The following is an 18,763-nucleotide window of genomic DNA, read 5'->3' as shown; positions in this document are numbered from 1 at the left end:
ACCTGCTCTGTCGTGCACCGCGCGAGGAACCAAAACCGGAGCCGTGAGGCACAAGAAAAGGCGGGGATCCAGAAAAATCCCCGCCACTGCCAATGTACGACACACCCCCGGGCTTGCGGCAAGACCCCGGGTATGCCGCAGAATCGCTGGCCTGGACTGGGACACGCGTTGATGGGGGACGAGCGTCATGATCGATGTGATCATCGTCGGCGGGGGACCGACCGGCACCATGCTGGCCAGCGAGCTGCGGCTGCACGGCGTGCACACGGTCGTGGTGGAGAAGAGGGCCGAACCGACCCGAATCGTCCGCGGACTCGGGTTGCACGTGCGCAGCATCGAAATCATGGACCAGCGCGGCCTGCTGGAACGGTTCCTCGCCCACGGCACAAAACACCCGGTGGGCGGCTACTTCGCCGGGATCATGAAGCCGTGGCCGAAGTCGCTGGACACCGCCCACCCGTACATCCTCGGCATTCCGCAGCCGACCACCGACCGGCTGCTAGAGGAGCGCGCCTCTGAACTGGGCGCCGACATCCGACGCGGCTGGGAACTCGTGGGATTGAGTCAGGACGAGGACGGGGTGACCGCACAACTGGCCGACGGCACCCAGTTGCGGGCCCGCTACCTGGTCGGCTGCGACGGCGGCCGCAGCACCGTGCGCACCCTGCTCGGCGTCGGTTTTCCCGGCGAATCCGCCACCACTGAGTGGCTGCTGGGCGAGGTGAAAGCAACCGCAAGCCCGGAGACGGTCGCTGCCGTCATGGCGAAGGTGCGCCAAACCCAGCTCGGGTTCGCCATGGGCCCTCTCGACGACGGGGTGTACCGGGCCGTGGTTCCCGCAGCGCACGTGTCCGAAGACCGAGCGGCCCCGCCCACCCTGGAAGAGTTCGCGCAACGGCTGCGGGAGGTGACGGGCACCGACTTCGGCGTGCATTCGCCGCGCTGGCTGTCGCGTTTCAACGACGCTACTCGGCAGGCCGAGCGCTACCGGGTGGGGCGGGTCCTGCTCGCTGGCGACGCGGCGCACATCCACGCACCCCTCGGCGGGCAAGGACTCAACCTGGGCATCCAGGACGCGTTTAACCTCGGCTGGAAACTGGCCGCAGCGGTGAACGGCTGGGCGCCGGAAGGACTGCTGGACAGCTACCACACGGAACGGCACCCGGTCGCCGCCGAGGTTTTGGACAACACTTTGGCGCAGTCCGCGTTCATGTCCACCGATCCGCGAGCCCGGGCAGCACACCGACTGCTGTTAGAGCTGATGGACTTCGAAGAAGTGAACCGGCATGTGATGGAGAAGATCACCGCGGTCGGGGTCCGCTACGACTTCGGGGACGGCCATGCCCTGCTCGGCCGTCGGCTGCGGGACGTGCGCCTGGGGCAAGGGCGCTTGTATGAGCGGATGCGGCACGGCCGCGGAGTGCTGCTGGACCGGACTGGGCGGCTTTCCGTGGCGGGCTGGGCGGACCGGGTCGACCATGTCGCCGACAGTGCAGCGGAGATCGACGTTCCTGCGCTGCTGCTGCGCCCGGACGGCCACGTGGCCTGGATCGGGGAGGACCAGGACGACTTGCTCGCCCATCTGCCCCGGTGGTTCGGCGACCCAGCAGCCTGATCCGGAGTGCCGGACGGCCCCGCAGCAAAGCAGTCCTCCAATGCCACGGCAACCGGTTGTCGCGGCAGAGCCAAGGCCGCGCCGGGGACCTGCCGTTCTTCCCCCGGTCGGCGGCTGCCGGAAGGGGGGTCAGAGTTCAGGACCGCGGTCTTTGCTGCGGTGTGGGGTGTCAAGGTTGCGGCGCGGGGCAGGAGCCTGGGACCGGCCGTGTGCGCGTGTCCCAGGCGGGACCATCCCTTGCTGAGCCTGCCGTACCGCTTCGAATGCTTTGGCAATCGTTGGGTTCTGTATTTCGAGCCCTGCTTCGTTGTCGAGGGTGAGGGACTGTCCTGCGCCTTTGCGCTGATAGACGGGCTGTCCGGTTTTGCGGCTGCTGATAGTGAGCGTCCCGTCGGGAAGGGCTTCAATGGTGTTTCCCTTGGTCACCGCCAGGATTCTGCCGTCGGCGGTGTATTCCGTGAAGTCTTCCCTGGGCGGGTACATACGGCCGTCGAACTTCAGGCCGGGGTTGGGGTTTTTGGGGACGCCGCTGTATTCGTCTTCGACTTCTTCCAGGACGGTGTTGAGGCGGTCGAAAGCTTCCTGAGCGGTGGTGGGCGGCGGCATTTGGTCGAGACGCTGGTAGACCAGGGCGAGGCGTTCTTTGAGGGAAAGAGGGCTAGGGGTGTCTTGTTCCGGCATATGCGGTCTCTTTCCTGGAGTGGATTAAGGGGCGAGGAGGGCGTTGCGGGCGATATCGAGCGCTGTGGAGAAGGAGTCGGTGACGGTGTCGTGTCCGGCCATAGCGGTGGCCTCGTCAGGGTCGATGGACACACCCCACTCGCCGCTAGGGGTGCCGTCGATGACTGCGGTACGGCCCTGGGCACGCAGGGTGATGGAGACGGCGCCGGAGCTGAAGGTGTGGACTTGGCGGTCGATGGCAGGGCCAAAAACAGCGGTGATGGAAGCGTGGATGTCGTGGGGGGTTGGCACGGCCATGGCTTTCTCCTCAGACGGTGGTTAAGTGACGTGAATATCGACTTGATGACCGGTCAGGATCGGTAAGGACATGGTGTTCAGGGGAGCGGGGCGGATGGGACGAACTTCCGTTGGTGTGAAAACCGGACCGGATGATACCGGTGTGGCGGTTAGGGGCGTCGAGTAGATTTCGAAGACCGTTCCATTCCCGAGCGCGGCGGCATAGTGCCGGGCTCTCGGCTGTGCGATTCCCCTTGAAAACGCAGTCCTAGGTGCTGTATCAGGCGTGGCATTCCTCCATACGGTCGCTGTCGATCACCACAGGAGTGCACCGCCCAGGGGGTGGTGTCGCCCTACGGACCCGTTCGGGGCCGATGGTGGGCCGGAGCACCAACGTGCCTATCGTTGCTAGTTCTTTTGGAGCGTCGGCCGGTAGGGGTATGGCCGGAACCGGTCAACTTTGACGTCCAGTTTTGTGGCGTTATTTCTGTTTTGTAGTGATATCTGGGCGAGTGTGTGGGTAGGGTGGCGTCGATACGATCCTTTTCCGCACATGTTCGAAAGTGTGCTGGAGAGGCATGCGGGACTGGCGCCACTCGTTGAACGGCGCACCCTCATGCCGAGGCTGGAAGAAAAGGAGTAGAACATGGACCACACATGGAAGGGCAGAAGCGACAAAGAAGTCCTCTACGACGAAGACACTTCTGACGAAGTGATCCGAGATGTCCTTGACCATACTTCTGCAAGGCTGAGTGCAGCCCTGGCGCGCAAAGCGGAAAAGATCGAAGACCCCAAGGCCAGGGAGGAAATTAAAGAGCGCTCAATAGAAGTGTGGCAGATTCAAAACAATCTTGGTCTGAGTCGAGAGCAGATGGTCGAGAAAATTCTGAGGATGCGCGAAGAGCTGGACGAGATTAAGAACGAAGGCTGAGAGCCTGGGGAATGGCTAACGAATTCGACGTCTCTCCGGAAGAACTTCAAAGAATATTTGACGAATTAATACAGCCCCGGCTGTTCAGGAACGCAAAGCCCTATCCGCGGGGTGAGCGCCCGGTCCTGGTCCAGTTGGGCGGCCAGCTAGCAGCGGGAAAATCGCACGCTCTCAACGATATTGTCGTCCGGCACGGCGGGCGCATAGTCCAGCTCAGCCCTGACCAGCTGCGCACGTTCCATCCCCGCTATGAGGAGATCATGCGGGACCGCCCCCACGAGATGGTCCCCTTGACCTCGCAGGCCATGTACGTCTGGTCCGACATGGTTCGCCAATACGCCCACCAGCACGGGTACGGCATCGTCGTCGAGGGCACCTTCCGTTCTCCCGAATACCTGGTGCAATACGCTCAGGAAGCGGCTCAACCGGTCCCGGGTGTCCACGACGGCTTCCTTAACGAGATCGTCGTTGTCGCCACTCCCCGCGAGCAGAGCGCCTTGGACATGGTCGGCCGCTACCTTGCCGATCCCCCGGGAGAGGGCCGGTGGGCTGACATTGGCGGCCATGACGCCACATTCGACCAACTGCCCTTGTCGGTCGAGATATTGGAAAACACCCCGCAGATAGACCGGGTGATCGTCACCGACAGGGCAGGAACGATCCACTACGACAACAGCCGCGGACCTGACGGGGCGTGGCAGCAGCCGGCACGTGCCGCGGAAGCCCTACGCGAAGCGCGCAGCGAAGGAAAAATCCCCTTTAACGCTGAACAAGCGCAGAAATGGCTGAACGCCTACTGGAAGAACTCCGCTGATCTCATCGCTCGAGAGGAGCTGAACCCCACCACAGCCCCGACGATGCTCGCCCTGCACCAGCATGCGGACCGCGTCGCCCACGTCGCCTATGCGGATGATCCTGAGCGGATGGCGCAGCACGAAACGTGGCAGAAAGTGCAGAAGATCGTTTTCCAGGCTGGGGAGCGCGGCGTTCCCAACACGCAGCTTCCGCGCCATCCAGAAGAGTTCATGAACGCCAGCAAGGAGGAGAAGACACGTTTCTATGCGCTGGTAGCGGGGGCGCTAAAAGAAACCTCGCAGGACCTGCCCAAAGACGCTGTGGAAGCAGTGAAACGAGCACAGCAAGGGGTAGCGCCGCCCATGAGGGGCACGTCGACTTCCCCGTCCCCTCAGGCTGCTGCGGACAAGCGTCAAGGACGTGAAAAAGACCCCGGTCTTGAGCGGTAGCGTCCCCCGGTCCGGCCCTTAACCGTCACCACGCCGCTGCGGGAAACATCGACGAAGGCGTTCCCACCTCATCAGGAGCCAGAACGAGAAGCCGCAACCGGTTGCAGTAACACGCGAGGGTGCGCCGCCTCTATGCCTGGGGCAGCCCACCCTCGTGTCAGGATCAGCGTGTTATCGCTCGAGGTTTGTCCAACTGGCGGCTCAGGACACGGCTGCGGGACGTGCTCGAGGAAAGAACACGACGCCGGTCCCGGACAGCGGCCTGCGGTGGCCTGGCGTTCATCCGGTGCACCCGCATGTGGACTTTGATGAGCTCAGAGGAGACACCGCTTTCGCGCATCCGCTGTTCCATCAGCACGCGGCGCTCCGCAGAGTCCCAAGGAGGAAGGGCTGCCTCGCCTTTTTCCCCGGCGGTGGGCTCCGGCACCAGCGGCCCTGCTCCATCGAAGTCGTATTCGGCGCTGGCGTGAGCCGACCGGTCCTCGCGCGGGGCCTCGTATACGGGAGCCTCGTGAACCTGTTCGGAGGAGATGACGCTCATCTCGTAGCGTTCCAACGTTCTGCGGTAGACCACGTCAATACGCGCGGCTTCCGTCTCGTGTTCCCGCCAGGCGGTCACGACCTCGTGGACTTCCGCGATCTCCACGACAGTGGCCTGCCTCCACCACTGCGGGTTGTCCACTACGGCGAGCTTCTCCCGGGCCTTGTCCCACACCGCCTGGTAGCGGGCTTGGGCCGCAGCACGGCGTGCAGCTTCCTCCCGCTCCCGTTCAGCGATCTCACGGATCTTCCCGATGACACTGGCCCACTGGCGTCCGAGCTGTTCCGCTACGTGGAGCGCTTCGCGCAGGTTCTCATAGAGCGCTTCCTCAATGCCGTCAGACTCGTTCATTTAGCCTCCAGGTCAGCGCCCCTCGCGGACGTCAGGGAACAGTCCCGGCGGGGCGGGGTGTAGGGCAGGGGAGCACCGGGTTTGTTCTCGTCTTCGCTGCGTCCGAACGGTCCGTCGGGAGGAAACAGGATGTTCATGTGGTAGTCAGCGTGGTCGCGCCACCAGGTGCTCATTCCCAAGGCGCCGTCCAACCGGAGGTGCTCCCAGGCCCGCCACAGGGCATCCAAACGAGACACGGCCTCTGCCGAGCGCCACCATTCAGCAGACCAGCGGCGAGAGCTGCGGGGACCAACTTTGCGCTGGTACATGGGCAGAATGACCTCGCGCACGAACTCGTCCACCGAGCCGTAGAACAGTTCGGCGTGGTCTTCCCCCTCGGCTTCTTCTGTAGAGAGAGCCGCCCCACCATCCGGCCCTGTCCTAAGAACCCGCGGTGGTCCTGCCCCGCGCCCGGGACAGGACCACCAGTGCTTCCCCTCGCTGTGCGGTCACTCCGACGACAACCGTTGCGCGGCGCGGTCGATGGCCTGCTCTACCGCACCCACCCGGTCGGCGAGCAGTCCCACCGCGCCCACCGCCCGGTTGATGGGGGAATCCTCGGCACCGCCCAAGGCTTGGGCGCGTTGGAACGCCGCCTTCACCTCGGCCCACCGCGCCCGCTGCTCCTCCGTCATGCGGCCGCGCAGCTCAGCCAGCTTCAACAGGTTCGCTTCCGCGCCCGAGGCGAGCGCCTGCGCCTCACCCCGATAGTGGTCGTCGATGAGCGCCTCCACCTCGGCGTCGTTCATTACCGGAACGATTCGTTCCGCAATCGCGTTCATGTTCCGGTACGAGCCTTGAAGCAGGAACGGCGGCTCGGTGCGTGCCGCATCCGACTGGGCGGCCGAAGCGATATAAGCCCGGTTCACCGCCAACACCACCTCCTGCACCCGCAGCAAGGTGCGCAGCACCGACAGGATCTGCTCCAACTCCACCTTCGAATAAGGGTGGGACAACTGGTCGGGGCGGACACCTTCCTCGCCGCGAGCCAGCCGCACCAGCAAGCGCACATCCCCGCGGTCCCGCGTCGACAGCGGGGCCAGCACCGGGTTCGACGTCAACGCGTTCTCCACGTAGCTCAACGCGAACACGTCATCCCGGCCGCTGAGCACGTCTCCCAGATTCCACACGTCAGCGCGGTTCGCGAGCATGTCCGGGACCCGGAACCGTTTCCCGTCCTCCGTGTACGGGTTGCCGGCCATGCACACGGCGAAGCGTTTGCCGCGCAGGTCATAAGTGCGGGTGCGGCCCTGCCACACACCCTCCATGCGCCGCTGGCCGTCGCACAGCGACACGAACTTCTGCAACAGCTCCGGGGACGTGTGCTGGATGTCGTCCACATACAGCAGCACGTTGGTGCCCGCCTCCAACGCGAACGAGATCTTCTCCACCTCTTGGCGGGCCGTGGCGTTCGGCGCCTCAGCCGGGTCCAGCGACGTGACCGCGTGCCCCAAGGACGGGCCGTTCACCTTCACAAACAGCAGACCCAACCGGTCGGCCACGTACTCCATGAGCGTGGTCTTGCCGTAGCCGGGCGGGGAGATCAGCAACAGCAGCCCCATCTGGTCGGTGCGTTTGCCGGAGCCCGCCGCCCCCAACTGCTTCGCGAGGTTGTCGCCGATCAACGGCAGGTACACCTCGTCCACCAGCTGGTTGCGGACAAACGAGCTGAGCACGCGAGGCTGGTATTCGCTCAACCGCAGCCGGGCACGTTCCGCGGCAACCAGTTCGTTGCGACGGCGCAGATAGGCGCGGTAGGCGGGCACGCGTTCCGTGCGGAAGCGGCGCAACCGGTCCAGGAACTCGTCCAACCGCACCTCCAGGCGGCGTTCCTGGATCCGCGGGTGCACGCCCAGCAAGCCGTCCACTGCTGCGGTGAGCGCCCCCTCCGCTGGGTAGCGGGGAAGAGTGTCGGCGAGCAGCAGCGCGACCGCTTCAGGAAGGTCGGCGGTGTCCACGTCCTCCCGGGTTGCGGCGAACGCGGACAGCCACGCGTGCACCACGCGGAAGCGGGCCGCCACCTTCGAACCGAGGGCAGCAAGCTCTGCCGTGAAGTCCTGGTCTGGGCCGAGCGCGTCACGGAACCGGTCCACCAGCGACCGCGCCCCCGGGCTGGTCACAAACCCCTCCGGGCTGGCAGCGAGTTCTTCCACCAGGTAGCCGCCCGCGCCCGCAGCCCAGTCGCGGTAGGCGTCCAATCCCGTGGTGGTAAGGAACACGGTGACCTGTTCTTCAAGTTCTGCGGCGAGCTCGGCGAGCGCGTCCGCGGTACCCGAGCCGAACAAGGACCGGGCCCGCACCAGGGACCGGGCTCGCGCCGCCCACTCCTGCCGGTCCGGGGCCGCGGTGCCGTACGCCCACCACATTTGGGCTGCGGCCCGGCACCGGCCCGGATAGCGCAGCAGGCCCGCCCGGTCCACGAGGCGCACCAGCACGGCCAGGATCGCGGCAGCATCGTGGTCGTGGACGCCGCGCTCATACCCTTCGTCATAGCGGGACTCTGCTTCCCGGCGGACCACGGCGAGCAGCGCGTCCCGATCCTCCGCGGCCTTCCGCAGCGCGGACAGGGACAGGCCGTTCCGTCCGGCCTCGGCTGCGGCGAGCAGTTCTGCCGCTAAATATTCGGCCCGGTACACGTCCGGGGATTCCGACACTAAAGGCTGGTCCCAGAACGGGCGGGTCTTCTCAAAGTCCGGGTCGGTCACCCAGGACCGGTAGTCGGTGCCGGTGATGACGTAGGCCATGCGCCCCTCGTGGGGCACCATGGTCAATTCCAGCGGCTGGGTGTTGACAGCGAACCGGTGGCGGCCCAACTGGATGGTGGTGCCGTCGTCGGCGAACAGGTCCTGCCGGTCCCGCAGCGCCCGTCCCGCCTCCTGCCGGGCCGCTGCGACCTGGCCGTCAACCTCTTCAGCGCGCACCTGGTCGCCGAGTTCCCGCAGCTCCTCGGCCAGGGAGCGGAGTTTGGCGACCATGGGGTCGGAAGTGAAGAACGTGGTGACCTCGTCCAGCGAGCCGAACGTGGCGGCGCGGCGTCGCACACTCGCCAGGATGCGTTCCGCGGACTCCACCAGCCGGTCGGCGCGGCGCATCCGCTCATCCACTAAGGCTTGTTTGCGGGCGTGCAACGCCTCGTAGATGTCGTCGCGTTTCGTTTCCAGTTGGGCGAGGAAGTCGCTGAACTCCGCGAACCGCGACGTTAAACCGTCCACCCGCAGCAGCAGCCGTCCCAACTGCTCGTCGCAGGCCTCCGGCGTGTCGGCGGCGGCGAGCGCACCGGCCACCGACTGTTCCAGCAGCGCGAATTCGGCGGCGAACTCGGCTTTCCGCTCCGCGGACAGCAGTTCGCGGCGGCGCGCGTCCACGATTGCGCGGGCCCGGTTGATCGTGGCCAGCACTTCCGCGGCCTGTTCCAGGATGCGGGTGCGCACCGTCGCGTCGGCGGCCTCCAACGAGCCGACCACTTCGGTGACGGTTTCCAACCCGTCGGTCTGCTCGGCGAGCCTGCGCTGTACTGGTTCAGCGTCCGCGACCGTGGCGATCGCCTCCGCCTCGGCGGCCAGGGCGGCGACCGCGGAATGGTAGTCGGCGAACGCGTCCGCGCCGCTGAGGAACTCCACGGCGCGGCGTCCCGCATCCGCGGTCGCTGACTCGAGTGTGTCGATGAGCGCGTCCAAGCGTGCAGTGTCCACGTAGCGGAGGTCACGCAGGGTTTCTGCGCGGCCGCGGGCCCGGCGCATCTCCGCGAGGCTGCGCACCCACTCGTCCGCGGAAGTCGGCACCTCGGCGCGGATCCGGCGCACGAGCGCGGTGATGTCCGCTTCCGTCTCGTCGAGAGCACGCCTGGCCTGCGCGGTGAGCTCCTGGACTTTCGCGAACTCGTCCACCACCTGTTCGGCGGTGGCCCGCACCTGGGTGAGCGGCTCCGCCAGGTTCTCCAACTCCGGGTCGGACAGCCAGTAGTGCTGGTCGAGGATGCGCGTGCACGCGGCGATCAGCCCGTCGAACACCGGCCCGGACGGGGCCATCTCCCGCACCATGCGGGTCACCGCCAAAGCGTCGGAGATCCCGCGCACCAGGTCGGCGTTGCCGACCCGTTCCAACGGCCCGGTTCCCGTGGGTTGGCGGGCCGCGTACGTGTCGGACTGGAACGGGGTCCGCCACACCTGCAAGGGGTGCACCCGGGTGGGTTCGTCGTCCAAGGCGCGGAACACCACCATGGTGCCGTCGTCGAAGACCGCGTGCCCGTGGCAGGAGATCGGGGTGGCGACCTCTTTGCGGATCGTGTTGTAGGGCAGCAGCAGGCTGCGGCCCTCGGCGCGGGAGTGGAAGACGTAGAGGACGTCTTCGCCGTTGGGGGAGCGGACCAGGGAGAGGAACTCCAGGCCGGACACGTCGGTGTCGAACGTTTTGACGGCTCCGGTGGCCAGGTAGTAGCCGCCGGGGAAGATGATCCCCTGGTCGTCGGGGAGCCGCTGGCAGGCCTGCCCGATCCCGTCGAGGCGGACCACAGTTTTGGTGCGCGTGTTGAACACCAGGTGCCGGTGCTCGGTCTCCTTGTACGGGAGGATGCGCAGCAGGAGGAGAGATCCGATGCGGGCGTAGGAGACGTCGGCGTCGGCGAGGCTCTGCAACCGTTCCGCGACCGGTTCGCTGTAGATGCCGTCCCGGGTCTCCGTGTCGTTGTCGACCTTGACGGTCAGGGTGCCGCCGACTGTTGACACGAACACTTCGCCGTCGACGGAAATATGCGGGTGGCGGCCGAGCACGTGGTCGTCGCGGGTGGTTTGCACCCAGGTGACGTCCTGCTGCGGCGGGAGAACATGGTCCCGTTCCCCCTTGTTGTCCACGTAGGTGACAGAGCCGTCGGCCCCGATCCGCCAGCGCAGCACCCGGACGTCGGAGACCGTGGGACCGGTTTGGAACACGGCGAGCAGCAGGCCTTCCACGCGCCGCAACTGCAGGAGCCGCGTGTTTCGGAAGTACCGGTACATTTCCGCAAAATCGCGGCGGAATCGGGTGTCGTCTACGAGGCCCGGCAGGTCGCCGGGCGCTGCCGTGACGAGGGAAGGCGTGCCGTCACCGGACGAGAAGCGGTGCAGGGAGAACACGTCGGAGACGCGGGTCTCCGACCCTAGTCCGCGGGCCGGGTTGGCGCCAAACAGCAGGAAAGAGCCGAGGGGGACGATGTCCCGCGGCACGCAGGCGGCGGCGGTGTGGATGCGTTCGGTGCCGAGCAGCGCCAGCTCGGCACCCCCGAAAACTTTCAGCCGGGCAGCGTTGAGAGTTTCGGCGCGGCGCGCCAGCTCCTCGGCCTGCTCGCCCAGCCGGGCTCGGAGCACCTCGTAGGTGCCCATGTCGAGCCCGGCACGGGTGTCGTCGGAAGCGGGTGTGACAAGGTCAGTCACGAAACCCTCACTTCTCCGGTACAGGGCTGGTGAGGTCGGCGAGCGGCAGGTCAGCCACCCCCAGTTTCCGGGCGGACTCCAGCAGGGCGGACAGTTGCTTCGCCTGCGGACCGCCCGCGTTGATCAGCGTGAGGAGCAGTGCCGACAAGGACAGGTTCTTCACGTCCTCCGAACCGATCCCGCTCAACACGCGGGTCAGATCGGCGGGCAGGTCCCGGGAGCCGTCCAGCCACGGACCGGCCAGGGTGCGCGCGGTCGCTGAATGGTCCATGAAGCTGTCCACGGCCTTGCCTGCGCTGACCGCGTTGATGACCCGGTCGAAGAACGCGCCGTCGCCGCCGACAATGTCGATGTCGGCGTTCTCCAAGCCCTTGCCGAGCACCGTGGCCTGGGCTTCGGCAATCTGCCGCTGCGCGTCGATCCCGGCGAGCCGGACTTCCTTCTCGGCTTCCAGCCGCAGGCGGTACTCCTCGTGTTCCCGGGTTGCTTCGTTGAGCGCGGCCATCGCTTCGGCCTTGTCGTGGATCCCTTCGGCTTCCGCCTTGAGCTTCTCACGGACCCCTTCGGCATCGGCCTTGAGCTTCTCCCGGGCCCCTTCGGCCGCGGCGAGGGCTTTCTGGCGGTCGGCAGTGGCCTCGGCCTGGCCGATCTGTTCGATCTTTTCGGCGTGGGCCAGGGCTTTCTGGCGGTCCGCAGTGGCCTCGGCTTGGGCGACCTTTTCGATTTCTTCGGCGCGAGCGAGGGCTTTCTGCCGGTCGGCAGCGGCTTCGGCCTGGGCGATCCGCTCGATCTCTTCGGCCCGGGCCAGCGCCTTTTCGCGGGCCACCGCAGCCTCGGCCCGGCCCAGCTTCTCCAACGCTTCGGCTTCGCGCTCGCTCACCTGCACCTGGGCCAACCCTTCGGCCGCGGCCTGAGCCTGGGTGCCTTCCGCCAGGCGGATCGTGGCGTCAGCCTCCAGCTCCGCGGTCCGCTGGCGGGCCTCTGCGAGAGTGAGCTGCTTGCGCGCCGTGTGCTCAGCGGCTTGCGCCGCGGCCTCCGCGGCCTTGATGTCCTTGACGAGCTTCTCCTGGGCCTCGCTCTCAGCGAGAATGACCGCGGTCTGCCGGTGGCGCTCCGCCTCCTCAACCGCGCGCAGCCGCTTGATGCTCTCCTCTTGTTCGGCGACGGTCCTCTCTACGGCGACGCGTTCGCGGACGACTTCGGCGATCTGGCGCCGTTCGACTTCCAGCTCCTTGTCCTTGGCGTAGCGGGACAGTTCGGTTTCGCGTTCCCGGGCAATGACTTCCAGGAGCCGGTCCTTTTCGATGCGTTCCGTTTCGATAGCGAGGACCCGTTCGCGGTTCTTCGCGGCGACCGCGATCTCCCGCTCCCGGTTTTCCCGCTGGACACCGAGCTCCTGTTCGGTGCGGATCCGCGCCATCTCGGCGCGCAGCAACTCCTCGGCCCGCACGATCTCGGTTTCGGCTTCGGCCTGGGCGCGCATCGTCTCGATTTCGCGCTTCTGCCTGGTCTCAGCCTCCGTGCGGCGGCGTCCCAGTTTGAGGATGGCTTCGCGCGCCTCGACGTTCTGGCGCTCGATTTCCTTCTCCTCGTTGCGGCGGTGCTCGTTGGTGCGGATGTTCTGCTCGGTGGTCAGCTCGGTGATCTTGCGGATGCCTTGTGCGTCGAGGATGTTGTGGGGATCGAGCTGGGACAGGGGAGTCTGCTCCAGGTGGTCGATCGCCACATCCTCGAGGATGTAGCCGTTGAGGTCGGTGCCGATCACGCTGATGATCCGGTCACGGAACTCGGCGCGCTTGGTGTAGAGGTCCTCGAAGTCCAAGTGCTTGCCCACGGTCTTCAAGGCCTCGGAGAACTTGGCGTTGAACAGTTCCTGCAGCGTGGCCTGGTCGCTGGCGCGTTCCGCGCCGATCGCTTGGGCGACCTTGATGACGTCTTCGACGGTCTTGTTGACCCGCACGAAGAACGTGATGCGGATATCAGCGCGGATGTTGTCCCGGCAGATCAGGCCGTCTTTCCCCATGCGGGAGATCTCGATGGTCTTCACCGAGATGTCCATCACCTCGGCTTTGTGCAGCACGGGGAGCACGATGGCGCCGGTGAAGGTGACGTCGACCTTGCGGACCTTGGAGATGATCAGGGCCTTGCCCTGTTCCACTTTGCGGAACAGGCGGCTGACGATGATGACCAGTCCGAGGAGGACGAGGAGGAGGACAGCGATCAGTACACCGGCCCCCGTGGCAATAGTGTCCATGGGTGGTGGTCCCTCACAGCTCGTGGTTGGTGGGTGGGCGATGGTGTGGGGGAGTTAGGAGCGGTGCGGGTCGAGTTCTGCGTGGTAGGCGGTGACCCAGAAGAAGGAGCCTTCCGGGTCGTAGTCGACGATCAGGGCGGTGCTGCCTGCGGTGAGGGATTCCTCACCGGTCTGCCGTACTTGGATGAGCGCGGTGGATCCGTCAGCGGCGGTGACTTCGGCTTGGCCGAAGTCCCGGTCGACGCGGCCGGTGCGGACGACGCAGACCCGGCCGATGAAGTCGTGGCGGGAGAGTTCCTTGTGGTCGGGGAGGAAGCGGCGTACTGCTAGGGCGAGGGCGCTGGTCACGGCCCACGCGCAGACGAGGGCGATGGCGAGGAGGAGGATCCCCAGCGCGATCGTGAGGGGATCGGACAGGTCGAAGCGGTCGAGGAGGACGGTCCCGCTCAGCGAGACGAACCATGCGACGGCGATCATGGTGGAGAGCGACACGGTGACCGGGACTCCGTGCAGGCCGAGGGCGGACATGGCTGCGGTGAGGCCGCCGAGTTCGGTGGTGCCGTCGACGTCAGGGTCGAGCGTGTCGACCCCGAGGGCGCCGATGATGACGAGACACCAGTAGCAGGCGACCACGACCAAGGCGAAGCTGAACAGTGCGGTAGGGAAGGCGAGGGCGGCCGTCACGAAGTCGCTCACTGCTCTGCCGCACCCCTCTCTACGTTTTTGTCTCTCTGGGACCCGGTTGGTCCGACGCGGTGCACTGCGGTGCCGTCTGTGTACGGGCAGTGGCGCGGTTCCCCAGCCGGTTCACCGTCCGGTCCAGTCGGAAGTCCGGACCGGACGGATTGCGCGCCCGCGATCGCCACCACGGTGCTGTGCGGTGGCGGTCTTGTGTCTGGTGGGACGCCGCGCGAGGAGGGTTAGGTTCCGAAGTTCGGCAAAAAAATTCTGCAGCCGGGGGCGCTCCCGTCCCGGCGGTCCGGGCCGCAGAGCGGTGGGAACTGCGGTGATCAGCGATTTTCCCCGGGGGCGGTAGGGAGAAAACGCGCATATCTGACTAGGATGATCTTTGGGGTGAACAACCGTTCACCCCGGTTGTCCTCTCCACCGAGGCCGAAGGGAGCCCCGTGACCGACGCTTCCGCCAATCCCTCACGCCACCCCCGCCTCCTCCTCGTCGCCATGGCCTTCGCCGGCGTGGTCACCGCGGTCATGCAAACCCTCGTCGTCCCGCTGCTGCCCACCCTCATCACCGCGTTCAACACCACTCACGAAGCCGTGAGCTGGGTCGTCACCGCCTCCCTCATCGCCGGCGCAGTCTCCACCCCGGTCCTCGGCCGCCTCGGCGACATGTACGGCAGACGCGAAGTCATGCTGGGCGCGCTCCTCAGCCTCGTCGCAGGCTCCCTGCTCGCCGCGCTCAGCACCCACATCCCGCTCCTCATCGTGGGGCGGACCCTCCAAGGCATCGCGCTCGCCGTCGTCCCCTTAGGGATCGGTATCCTCCGCGACGTGCTCCCCCCGGAACGGGTCGCCTCCTCATCCGGGCTGATGAGCACCACCATGGGCGTGGGCGCAGCCGTCGGCGTCCCACTGACCTCGCTGATCGCCCGCTACGCCGACTGGCATGCCGTGTTCTGGATGAGCGGCGGATTCGGGCTCGTCGCCCTCCTCCTCGTGCTCGCATTCGTGCCCCGCACCCGCACCCGGCTCGGCGGACGCTTCGACGCCGTGGGCACCCTCGGCCTCACCGTCGTCCTCGTCTGCTTCCTCGTCGCCGTCTCCCGCGGCAGCGAATGGGGGTGGACCTCCCCGCTCGTGCTCGGCCTTTTCGCCGCGGCCCTCCTCGTCGGCGTCGGCTGGGCCTACTACGAGACGCGCATCCCCTCACCCGTCGTGGAACTCCGCAGCATGGCCAACCGCGGCGTCCTGTTGAGCAACCTCGCCACCCTGCTCGTCGGGTTCTCCTTCTTCGTCAACTCCCTCGTCACCTCCCAGCTCGTGCAAGAACCCCCGGAAACCGGCTACGGGCTGGGATACTCCGTGATCGTGGGAGGCCTGTGCATGCTCCCCGCCTCGCTGACCATGCTGCTGTTCGCGCCGATCGCAGCCCGCATCGCCGCCGTCCGCGGCCCCAAAACCACGGTCATGTTCGGCCTCGTCCTCATGGCCGTCGGCTACCTGCTGCGGCTGTTCACCAGCGAGCACCTCGTCACCATCATCGTGGGAGCCACGATCGTGGGCATCGGCACCGCCTTCCCCTACTCCACGCTGCCCGCCCTGCTCATGCAGCACGTGCCCCGGGAACAGACCGGTGCCGCCAACGGCGTCAACGTCCTCATGCGCGCCGTGGGACAAGCGGTGTGCAGCGCCGTCGTCGCCGCGGTCTTCGGCAGCATGACCATGGAAACCACCGGCGGCACCGCACCCACCTTCGAGGCCTACCTCACCACTTTCTTCCTCGCGGCCTGCTTCGCGGTGGCGGCCCTCGTGGTCACGCTTCCCGTCCGCGAACGCCGTTCCGGTATACAGAAGAACCCCCAACCGTCCGCACCAGGAGCCACGGGTGAACCACAGTCACGGTGAGCGCACCGCAGAATCCAGCCGGCCAGCGATCCTGCTGGCCGCGCGACGCGCCTTCGCGCTCCACCCCTACGCCGACGTCACAATCCGCTCCATCGCCGCCGACGCGGGAGTCAGCGCCGCCCTCGTCATCAAACATTTCGGCACCAAAGAGCAACTGCTGCGCGCCTCAGCGGACTTCACGAAAGCCGTGGAACTCCTCCTGGACGCCCCCCTCGACCGGCTCGGCGAACACATGGTCCGCACCCTCATCTCCCTGCGGGAACGCAACGGCGCCGACCCGCTGCTGCGCGTCGTGTTCTCCACCTCCGCCCAAGACGAGCGGGCCGTCGTGCGGGAATACTTCACCACCCAGGTCACCGAGGCGATGGCGGACCGCCTCACCGGCCCCGATGCCCGGCTGCGCGCCGAACTGGTGATCGCCCACCTGCTCGGCCTGGGCGCCACCCTCAACATCCACTACCGGGCCACCGGCCGCACCCCCGACACCGAGCGGATCGTGGCCCTGTACGCCCCGGGGATCCAGCAGCTCATCACCGGACCATGAGGGATCCCGCCCCGCGGGGGCGGTCCGCAGGGCGGGACCCGTCCGACACTCACACCGTCACAGAGGCGAGGTCAGCAAGCCGGATCTCCGGAATCCGCAATGCGGCTGCCTCGGCTGCATGCTCGGGCGTGCCATACCCCCACCTGGCCCACAGCGACCGCGCCCCCGTGGCGGCAACCCGGCGCACATTGGTGAGGTTGTCGTCGATGAAAACCGCCGCGGAGGGAGGAATCCCGGCCTGCTCGCACAGCTCCCGGACCGCCCCGGCCTTGTCGCTGCACTCGCCCACCACCGCGGCGACCGTGTGCCCCAGGCCGTGGAAGTCCAGGATCGCCCGAACCGAAAGGGTGTCCTTGGCGGTGACGATCGCCGTGCGGCCCGCATGGCGGACCAGCAGTTCGGCGATCCCCGGATACAGGGTGTGCATGCCCAGCCAGAACTGGGCGTCCCGCTCCCGCAGCAGGTCGCGTGCTGCCGAAGCGCGCCGCACGAAGGTGGCCACCTCGTCCGCGGGGATCGACGCGAACAGCGCGTCGAACTCCGCCTGGCTGCGGACCGTGGACGCGCCGGGCAGGTGCGCCACCATGAAGTGGTCAAGGAGCCGCGCATAGTCCCGCACGTGGCGGAACACGGAGCGGAACTCCGGGGGAAGCCGTTTCAAGCTCGCCTGCCCCGTCGCCTCCGGTTCGTTGCCTGGCTTGCCCAACCAGGTGACGAGGGCGCACTCGTCGAGCGCGTCGCAGACGACGCCGTCGAAGTCGAGAATCAGCACGGCGCTCTCCTTCCTGCTCCCGTGCTCGGACATGAGGAGAGGGGGCGGCGGCACCGCCGCCCCCAGCCCGGTCACTGGTCGAGCTTCTCCACGGTTTCGAAGACCGCGCGCATGAACGCGCCCACGTAGGCGTAGTAGGAGCAGGTGATGATGTTTCCGTCGACGATGACGTCGCTGTCCACCACCTCGGCGCCCGCGTTGATCACGTCGTCCCGCAGCCCGATGTAGGCGCAGGCCCGACGGCCCTTGAGCACACCCGCGCTGACCATGATCCACGGCCCGTGGCACAGGCCCGCGACGACCTTGCCCGCGTCAGCCATCGCGGCGACGAACGCCAGCACCTGCTGGTCCTGGCGGACCCGGTCGGGAGCCTCGTGCCCGCCGGTGAGGATCACCGCGTCGTAGTTGTTGACGTCCAGGTCGGAGAAGGAGATGAGCGGGGCCGCGGTCTTGTCCATAGGGAGCGGGACCCCGTACTTGCCGGTGACGGGCGCGGCCTCCTTGGTAGCGACGTCGACGTGCCAGCCCTCTTCGAGCAGGCGGTAGTAGGTGTAGACCACGTCGTGGTCCTGGAATCCGGGGCCGGTGATGATCACTGCGCTGCGGGACATTCCTGTTCTCCTCTCGTGTGGCTTCCGGTCAGTTCGCCCTGCTGACGCACAGGTAGTTCTTGTCCGGTTCCGGACGGCTGTTTTCGGAAGAATTGGCCAGGATCCGGATATCGGAGTAGACGACGCCTGAGACGCAGAGGGGAATGTAGAAAATGTCTTCTGGGCGGCGCCGGTAGAAGACATCCATTCCGGTTCTGATTTCGAAATGGAATTTCCCGTCGGGAGATCCGGAGCGGACTTTTGCGTTGGGGAGGCGACGGGTCGGTTTCAGAGGAAACTTCTCCTCCACCAACGACGTCGATTCATACGATTTCCCGGCCCGGTTGTAGTCGTCGCGCAACCGCATCAGGTCGTATTTGTTCCTCGGAACCTCGACCTCGATGAGTTCCAGCGCTTCCGACCCGGTGTTCCGGGTGGAGTGGAACGCCCCCGGGGCGATGCGCACAATGCTCCCAGGCTTCACCGGGAACTCCCGCTCGAGCCCTGCAGTGACCCCTTCACCCGACAAGCACAGCAGGTAGGTGAGCTTGCGCGGGTGCGCGTGGGTCGACGTGCTGTGGGATACGTCGATGTGCAGCGACCACAGGTCGAAGAAGTCGTCGACGTAGGCGCGGTACTCGTACCCCCACGGTTTGGGGATGATCTCGTTCAAGTGCGAATCGTCGTCGAACTGCTCATTGAGTGCGCGCGCCCCGCCGCGGGTCAGCCTTTTCAATTCGGCAATATCGGCCGGGCCCGCGTCGATGTGCAGCGACGTTGCGGACCGGTTTTCTTCGAGAATTGGTACAGCAGACAAAGGCCCATTTCCTCCGGGTGTGAGACGGGCGTTCTGGCGGGCGTTTTCGCCAGCCGTGTGCAATCTTGGGGCGCGTCCTCCGGGTGAGGCAAAGGTTTTTCTCCGACTTTGTCAT

Annotated in this window: 15 protein-coding genes; 5 read left to right on the top strand and 10 right to left on the bottom strand. The window is 66.4% G+C overall.

The window, feature by feature from the left end:
* The first annotated feature begins 187 nt into the window (after nucleotides 1–187).
* The gene (rox, locus tag TFU_RS14130) at nucleotides 188–1,615 is read left to right on the top strand and encodes a rifampin monooxygenase (RefSeq protein WP_011293264.1); all 1,428 of its coding nucleotides are present in this window, start codon (nucleotides 188–190) and stop codon (nucleotides 1,613–1,615) included.
* Nucleotides 1,616–1,744: 129 nt separating this feature from the next.
* On the opposite strand, the gene TFU_RS14125 is transcribed toward rox, so the two are convergent.
* Together TFU_RS14125 and TFU_RS14120 are read right to left on the bottom strand one after the other, a co-directional pair.
* Complete coding sequence (locus tag TFU_RS14125; protein ID WP_011293263.1) at nucleotides 1,745–2,296, bottom strand: hypothetical protein; 552 nt, start codon at nucleotides 2,294–2,296, stop codon at nucleotides 1,745–1,747.
* A 24-nt stretch (nucleotides 2,297–2,320) separates the two neighbouring features.
* Complete coding sequence (locus TFU_RS14120; protein ID WP_011293262.1) at nucleotides 2,321–2,593, bottom strand: hypothetical protein; 273 nt, start codon at nucleotides 2,591–2,593, stop codon at nucleotides 2,321–2,323.
* 625 nt (nucleotides 2,594–3,218) lie between these two features.
* Between TFU_RS14120 and TFU_RS14115 the strand changes: the two genes are divergently transcribed.
* Both TFU_RS14115 and TFU_RS14110 read left to right on the top strand, forming a co-directional pair.
* A complete protein-coding gene (locus TFU_RS14115) occupies nucleotides 3,219–3,503 on the top strand; it encodes a hypothetical protein (RefSeq protein WP_011293261.1) in 285 nt (94 codons plus the stop codon).
* A gap of 11 nt (nucleotides 3,504–3,514) precedes the next feature.
* Nucleotides 3,515–4,747, top strand: coding sequence for a zeta toxin family protein (locus TFU_RS14110; RefSeq protein ID WP_011293260.1), 1,233 nt, complete (start codon nucleotides 3,515–3,517; stop codon nucleotides 4,745–4,747).
* Nucleotides 4,748–4,910: 163 nt separating this feature from the next.
* Here the strand turns inward: TFU_RS14110 and TFU_RS14105 are convergent, their stop codons facing one another.
* The 5 genes from TFU_RS14105 to TFU_RS14085 all read right to left on the bottom strand — a co-directional run bounded on the left by TFU_RS14105 (nucleotide 4,911) and on the right by TFU_RS14085 (nucleotide 14,036).
* Entirely contained in the window at nucleotides 4,911–5,639 is a 729-nt protein-coding gene (locus tag TFU_RS14105) for a hypothetical protein (RefSeq protein WP_011293259.1), read from the bottom strand.
* Nucleotides 5,636–5,980, bottom strand: a complete 345-nt coding sequence (locus TFU_RS14100; RefSeq protein ID WP_016189333.1) for a DUF4913 domain-containing protein — start codon at nucleotides 5,978–5,980, stop codon at nucleotides 5,636–5,638. The genes TFU_RS14105 and TFU_RS14100 overlap by 4 nt, the downstream gene beginning before the upstream one ends.
* A gap of 147 nt (nucleotides 5,981–6,127) precedes the next feature.
* Nucleotides 6,128–11,086 (bottom strand): DNA repair ATPase, encoded by a 4,959-nt coding sequence (locus TFU_RS14095; protein WP_011293257.1) that lies wholly within the window; start codon nucleotides 11,084–11,086, stop codon nucleotides 6,128–6,130.
* Nucleotides 11,087–11,093: 7 nt separating this feature from the next.
* Nucleotides 11,094–13,340 carry a flotillin family protein gene (locus TFU_RS14090; RefSeq protein ID WP_011293256.1) on the bottom strand — a complete coding sequence of 749 codons (2,247 nt, stop codon included), beginning with the start codon at nucleotides 13,338–13,340 and terminating at the stop codon, nucleotides 11,094–11,096.
* A gap of 54 nt (nucleotides 13,341–13,394) precedes the next feature.
* Nucleotides 13,395–14,036: an OB-fold-containig protein gene (locus tag TFU_RS14085; RefSeq protein WP_011293255.1), complete on the bottom strand. Its 642-nt coding sequence runs from the start codon at nucleotides 14,034–14,036 to the stop codon at nucleotides 13,395–13,397.
* 431 nt (nucleotides 14,037–14,467) lie between these two features.
* On the opposite strand from TFU_RS14085, the gene TFU_RS14080 reads away from it, so the two are divergent.
* Together TFU_RS14080 and TFU_RS14075 are read left to right on the top strand one after the other, a co-directional pair.
* Complete coding sequence (locus TFU_RS14080; protein ID WP_011293254.1) at nucleotides 14,468–15,925, top strand: MFS transporter; 1,458 nt, start codon at nucleotides 14,468–14,470, stop codon at nucleotides 15,923–15,925.
* The gene (locus tag TFU_RS14075; protein WP_011293253.1) at nucleotides 15,906–16,469 is read left to right on the top strand and encodes a TetR family transcriptional regulator; all 564 of its coding nucleotides are present in this window, start codon (nucleotides 15,906–15,908) and stop codon (nucleotides 16,467–16,469) included. Before TFU_RS14080 ends, TFU_RS14075 begins: the two co-directional genes overlap by 20 nt.
* Nucleotides 16,470–16,518: 49 nt before the next feature.
* On the opposite strand, the gene TFU_RS14070 is transcribed toward TFU_RS14075, so the two are convergent.
* The 3 genes from TFU_RS14070 to TFU_RS14060 all read right to left on the bottom strand — a co-directional run bounded on the left by TFU_RS14070 (nucleotide 16,519) and on the right by TFU_RS14060 (nucleotide 18,648).
* The gene (locus TFU_RS14070; RefSeq protein ID WP_227480939.1) at nucleotides 16,519–17,241 is read right to left on the bottom strand and encodes an HAD family hydrolase; all 723 of its coding nucleotides are present in this window, start codon (nucleotides 17,239–17,241) and stop codon (nucleotides 16,519–16,521) included.
* 71 nt (nucleotides 17,242–17,312) lie between these two features.
* On the bottom strand, nucleotides 17,313–17,852 hold the full coding sequence (locus tag TFU_RS14065) for a type 1 glutamine amidotransferase domain-containing protein (RefSeq protein ID WP_011293251.1): 540 nt from the start codon (nucleotides 17,850–17,852) through the stop codon (nucleotides 17,313–17,315).
* Nucleotides 17,853–17,880: 28 nt separating this feature from the next.
* A complete protein-coding gene (locus tag TFU_RS14060) occupies nucleotides 17,881–18,648 on the bottom strand; it encodes a cupin domain-containing protein (protein WP_011293250.1) in 768 nt (255 codons plus the stop codon).
* Between the last annotated feature and the right edge of the window lie 115 nt (nucleotides 18,649–18,763).

Origin of the sequence: Thermobifida fusca YX, from assembly GCF_000012405.1 — a bacterium.
Lineage (GTDB): Bacteria > Actinomycetota > Actinomycetes > Streptosporangiales > Streptosporangiaceae > Thermobifida > Thermobifida fusca.
Note: the sequence above shows the minus strand (reverse complement) of the source record. Positions and strands in the feature narration are given on the sequence as shown.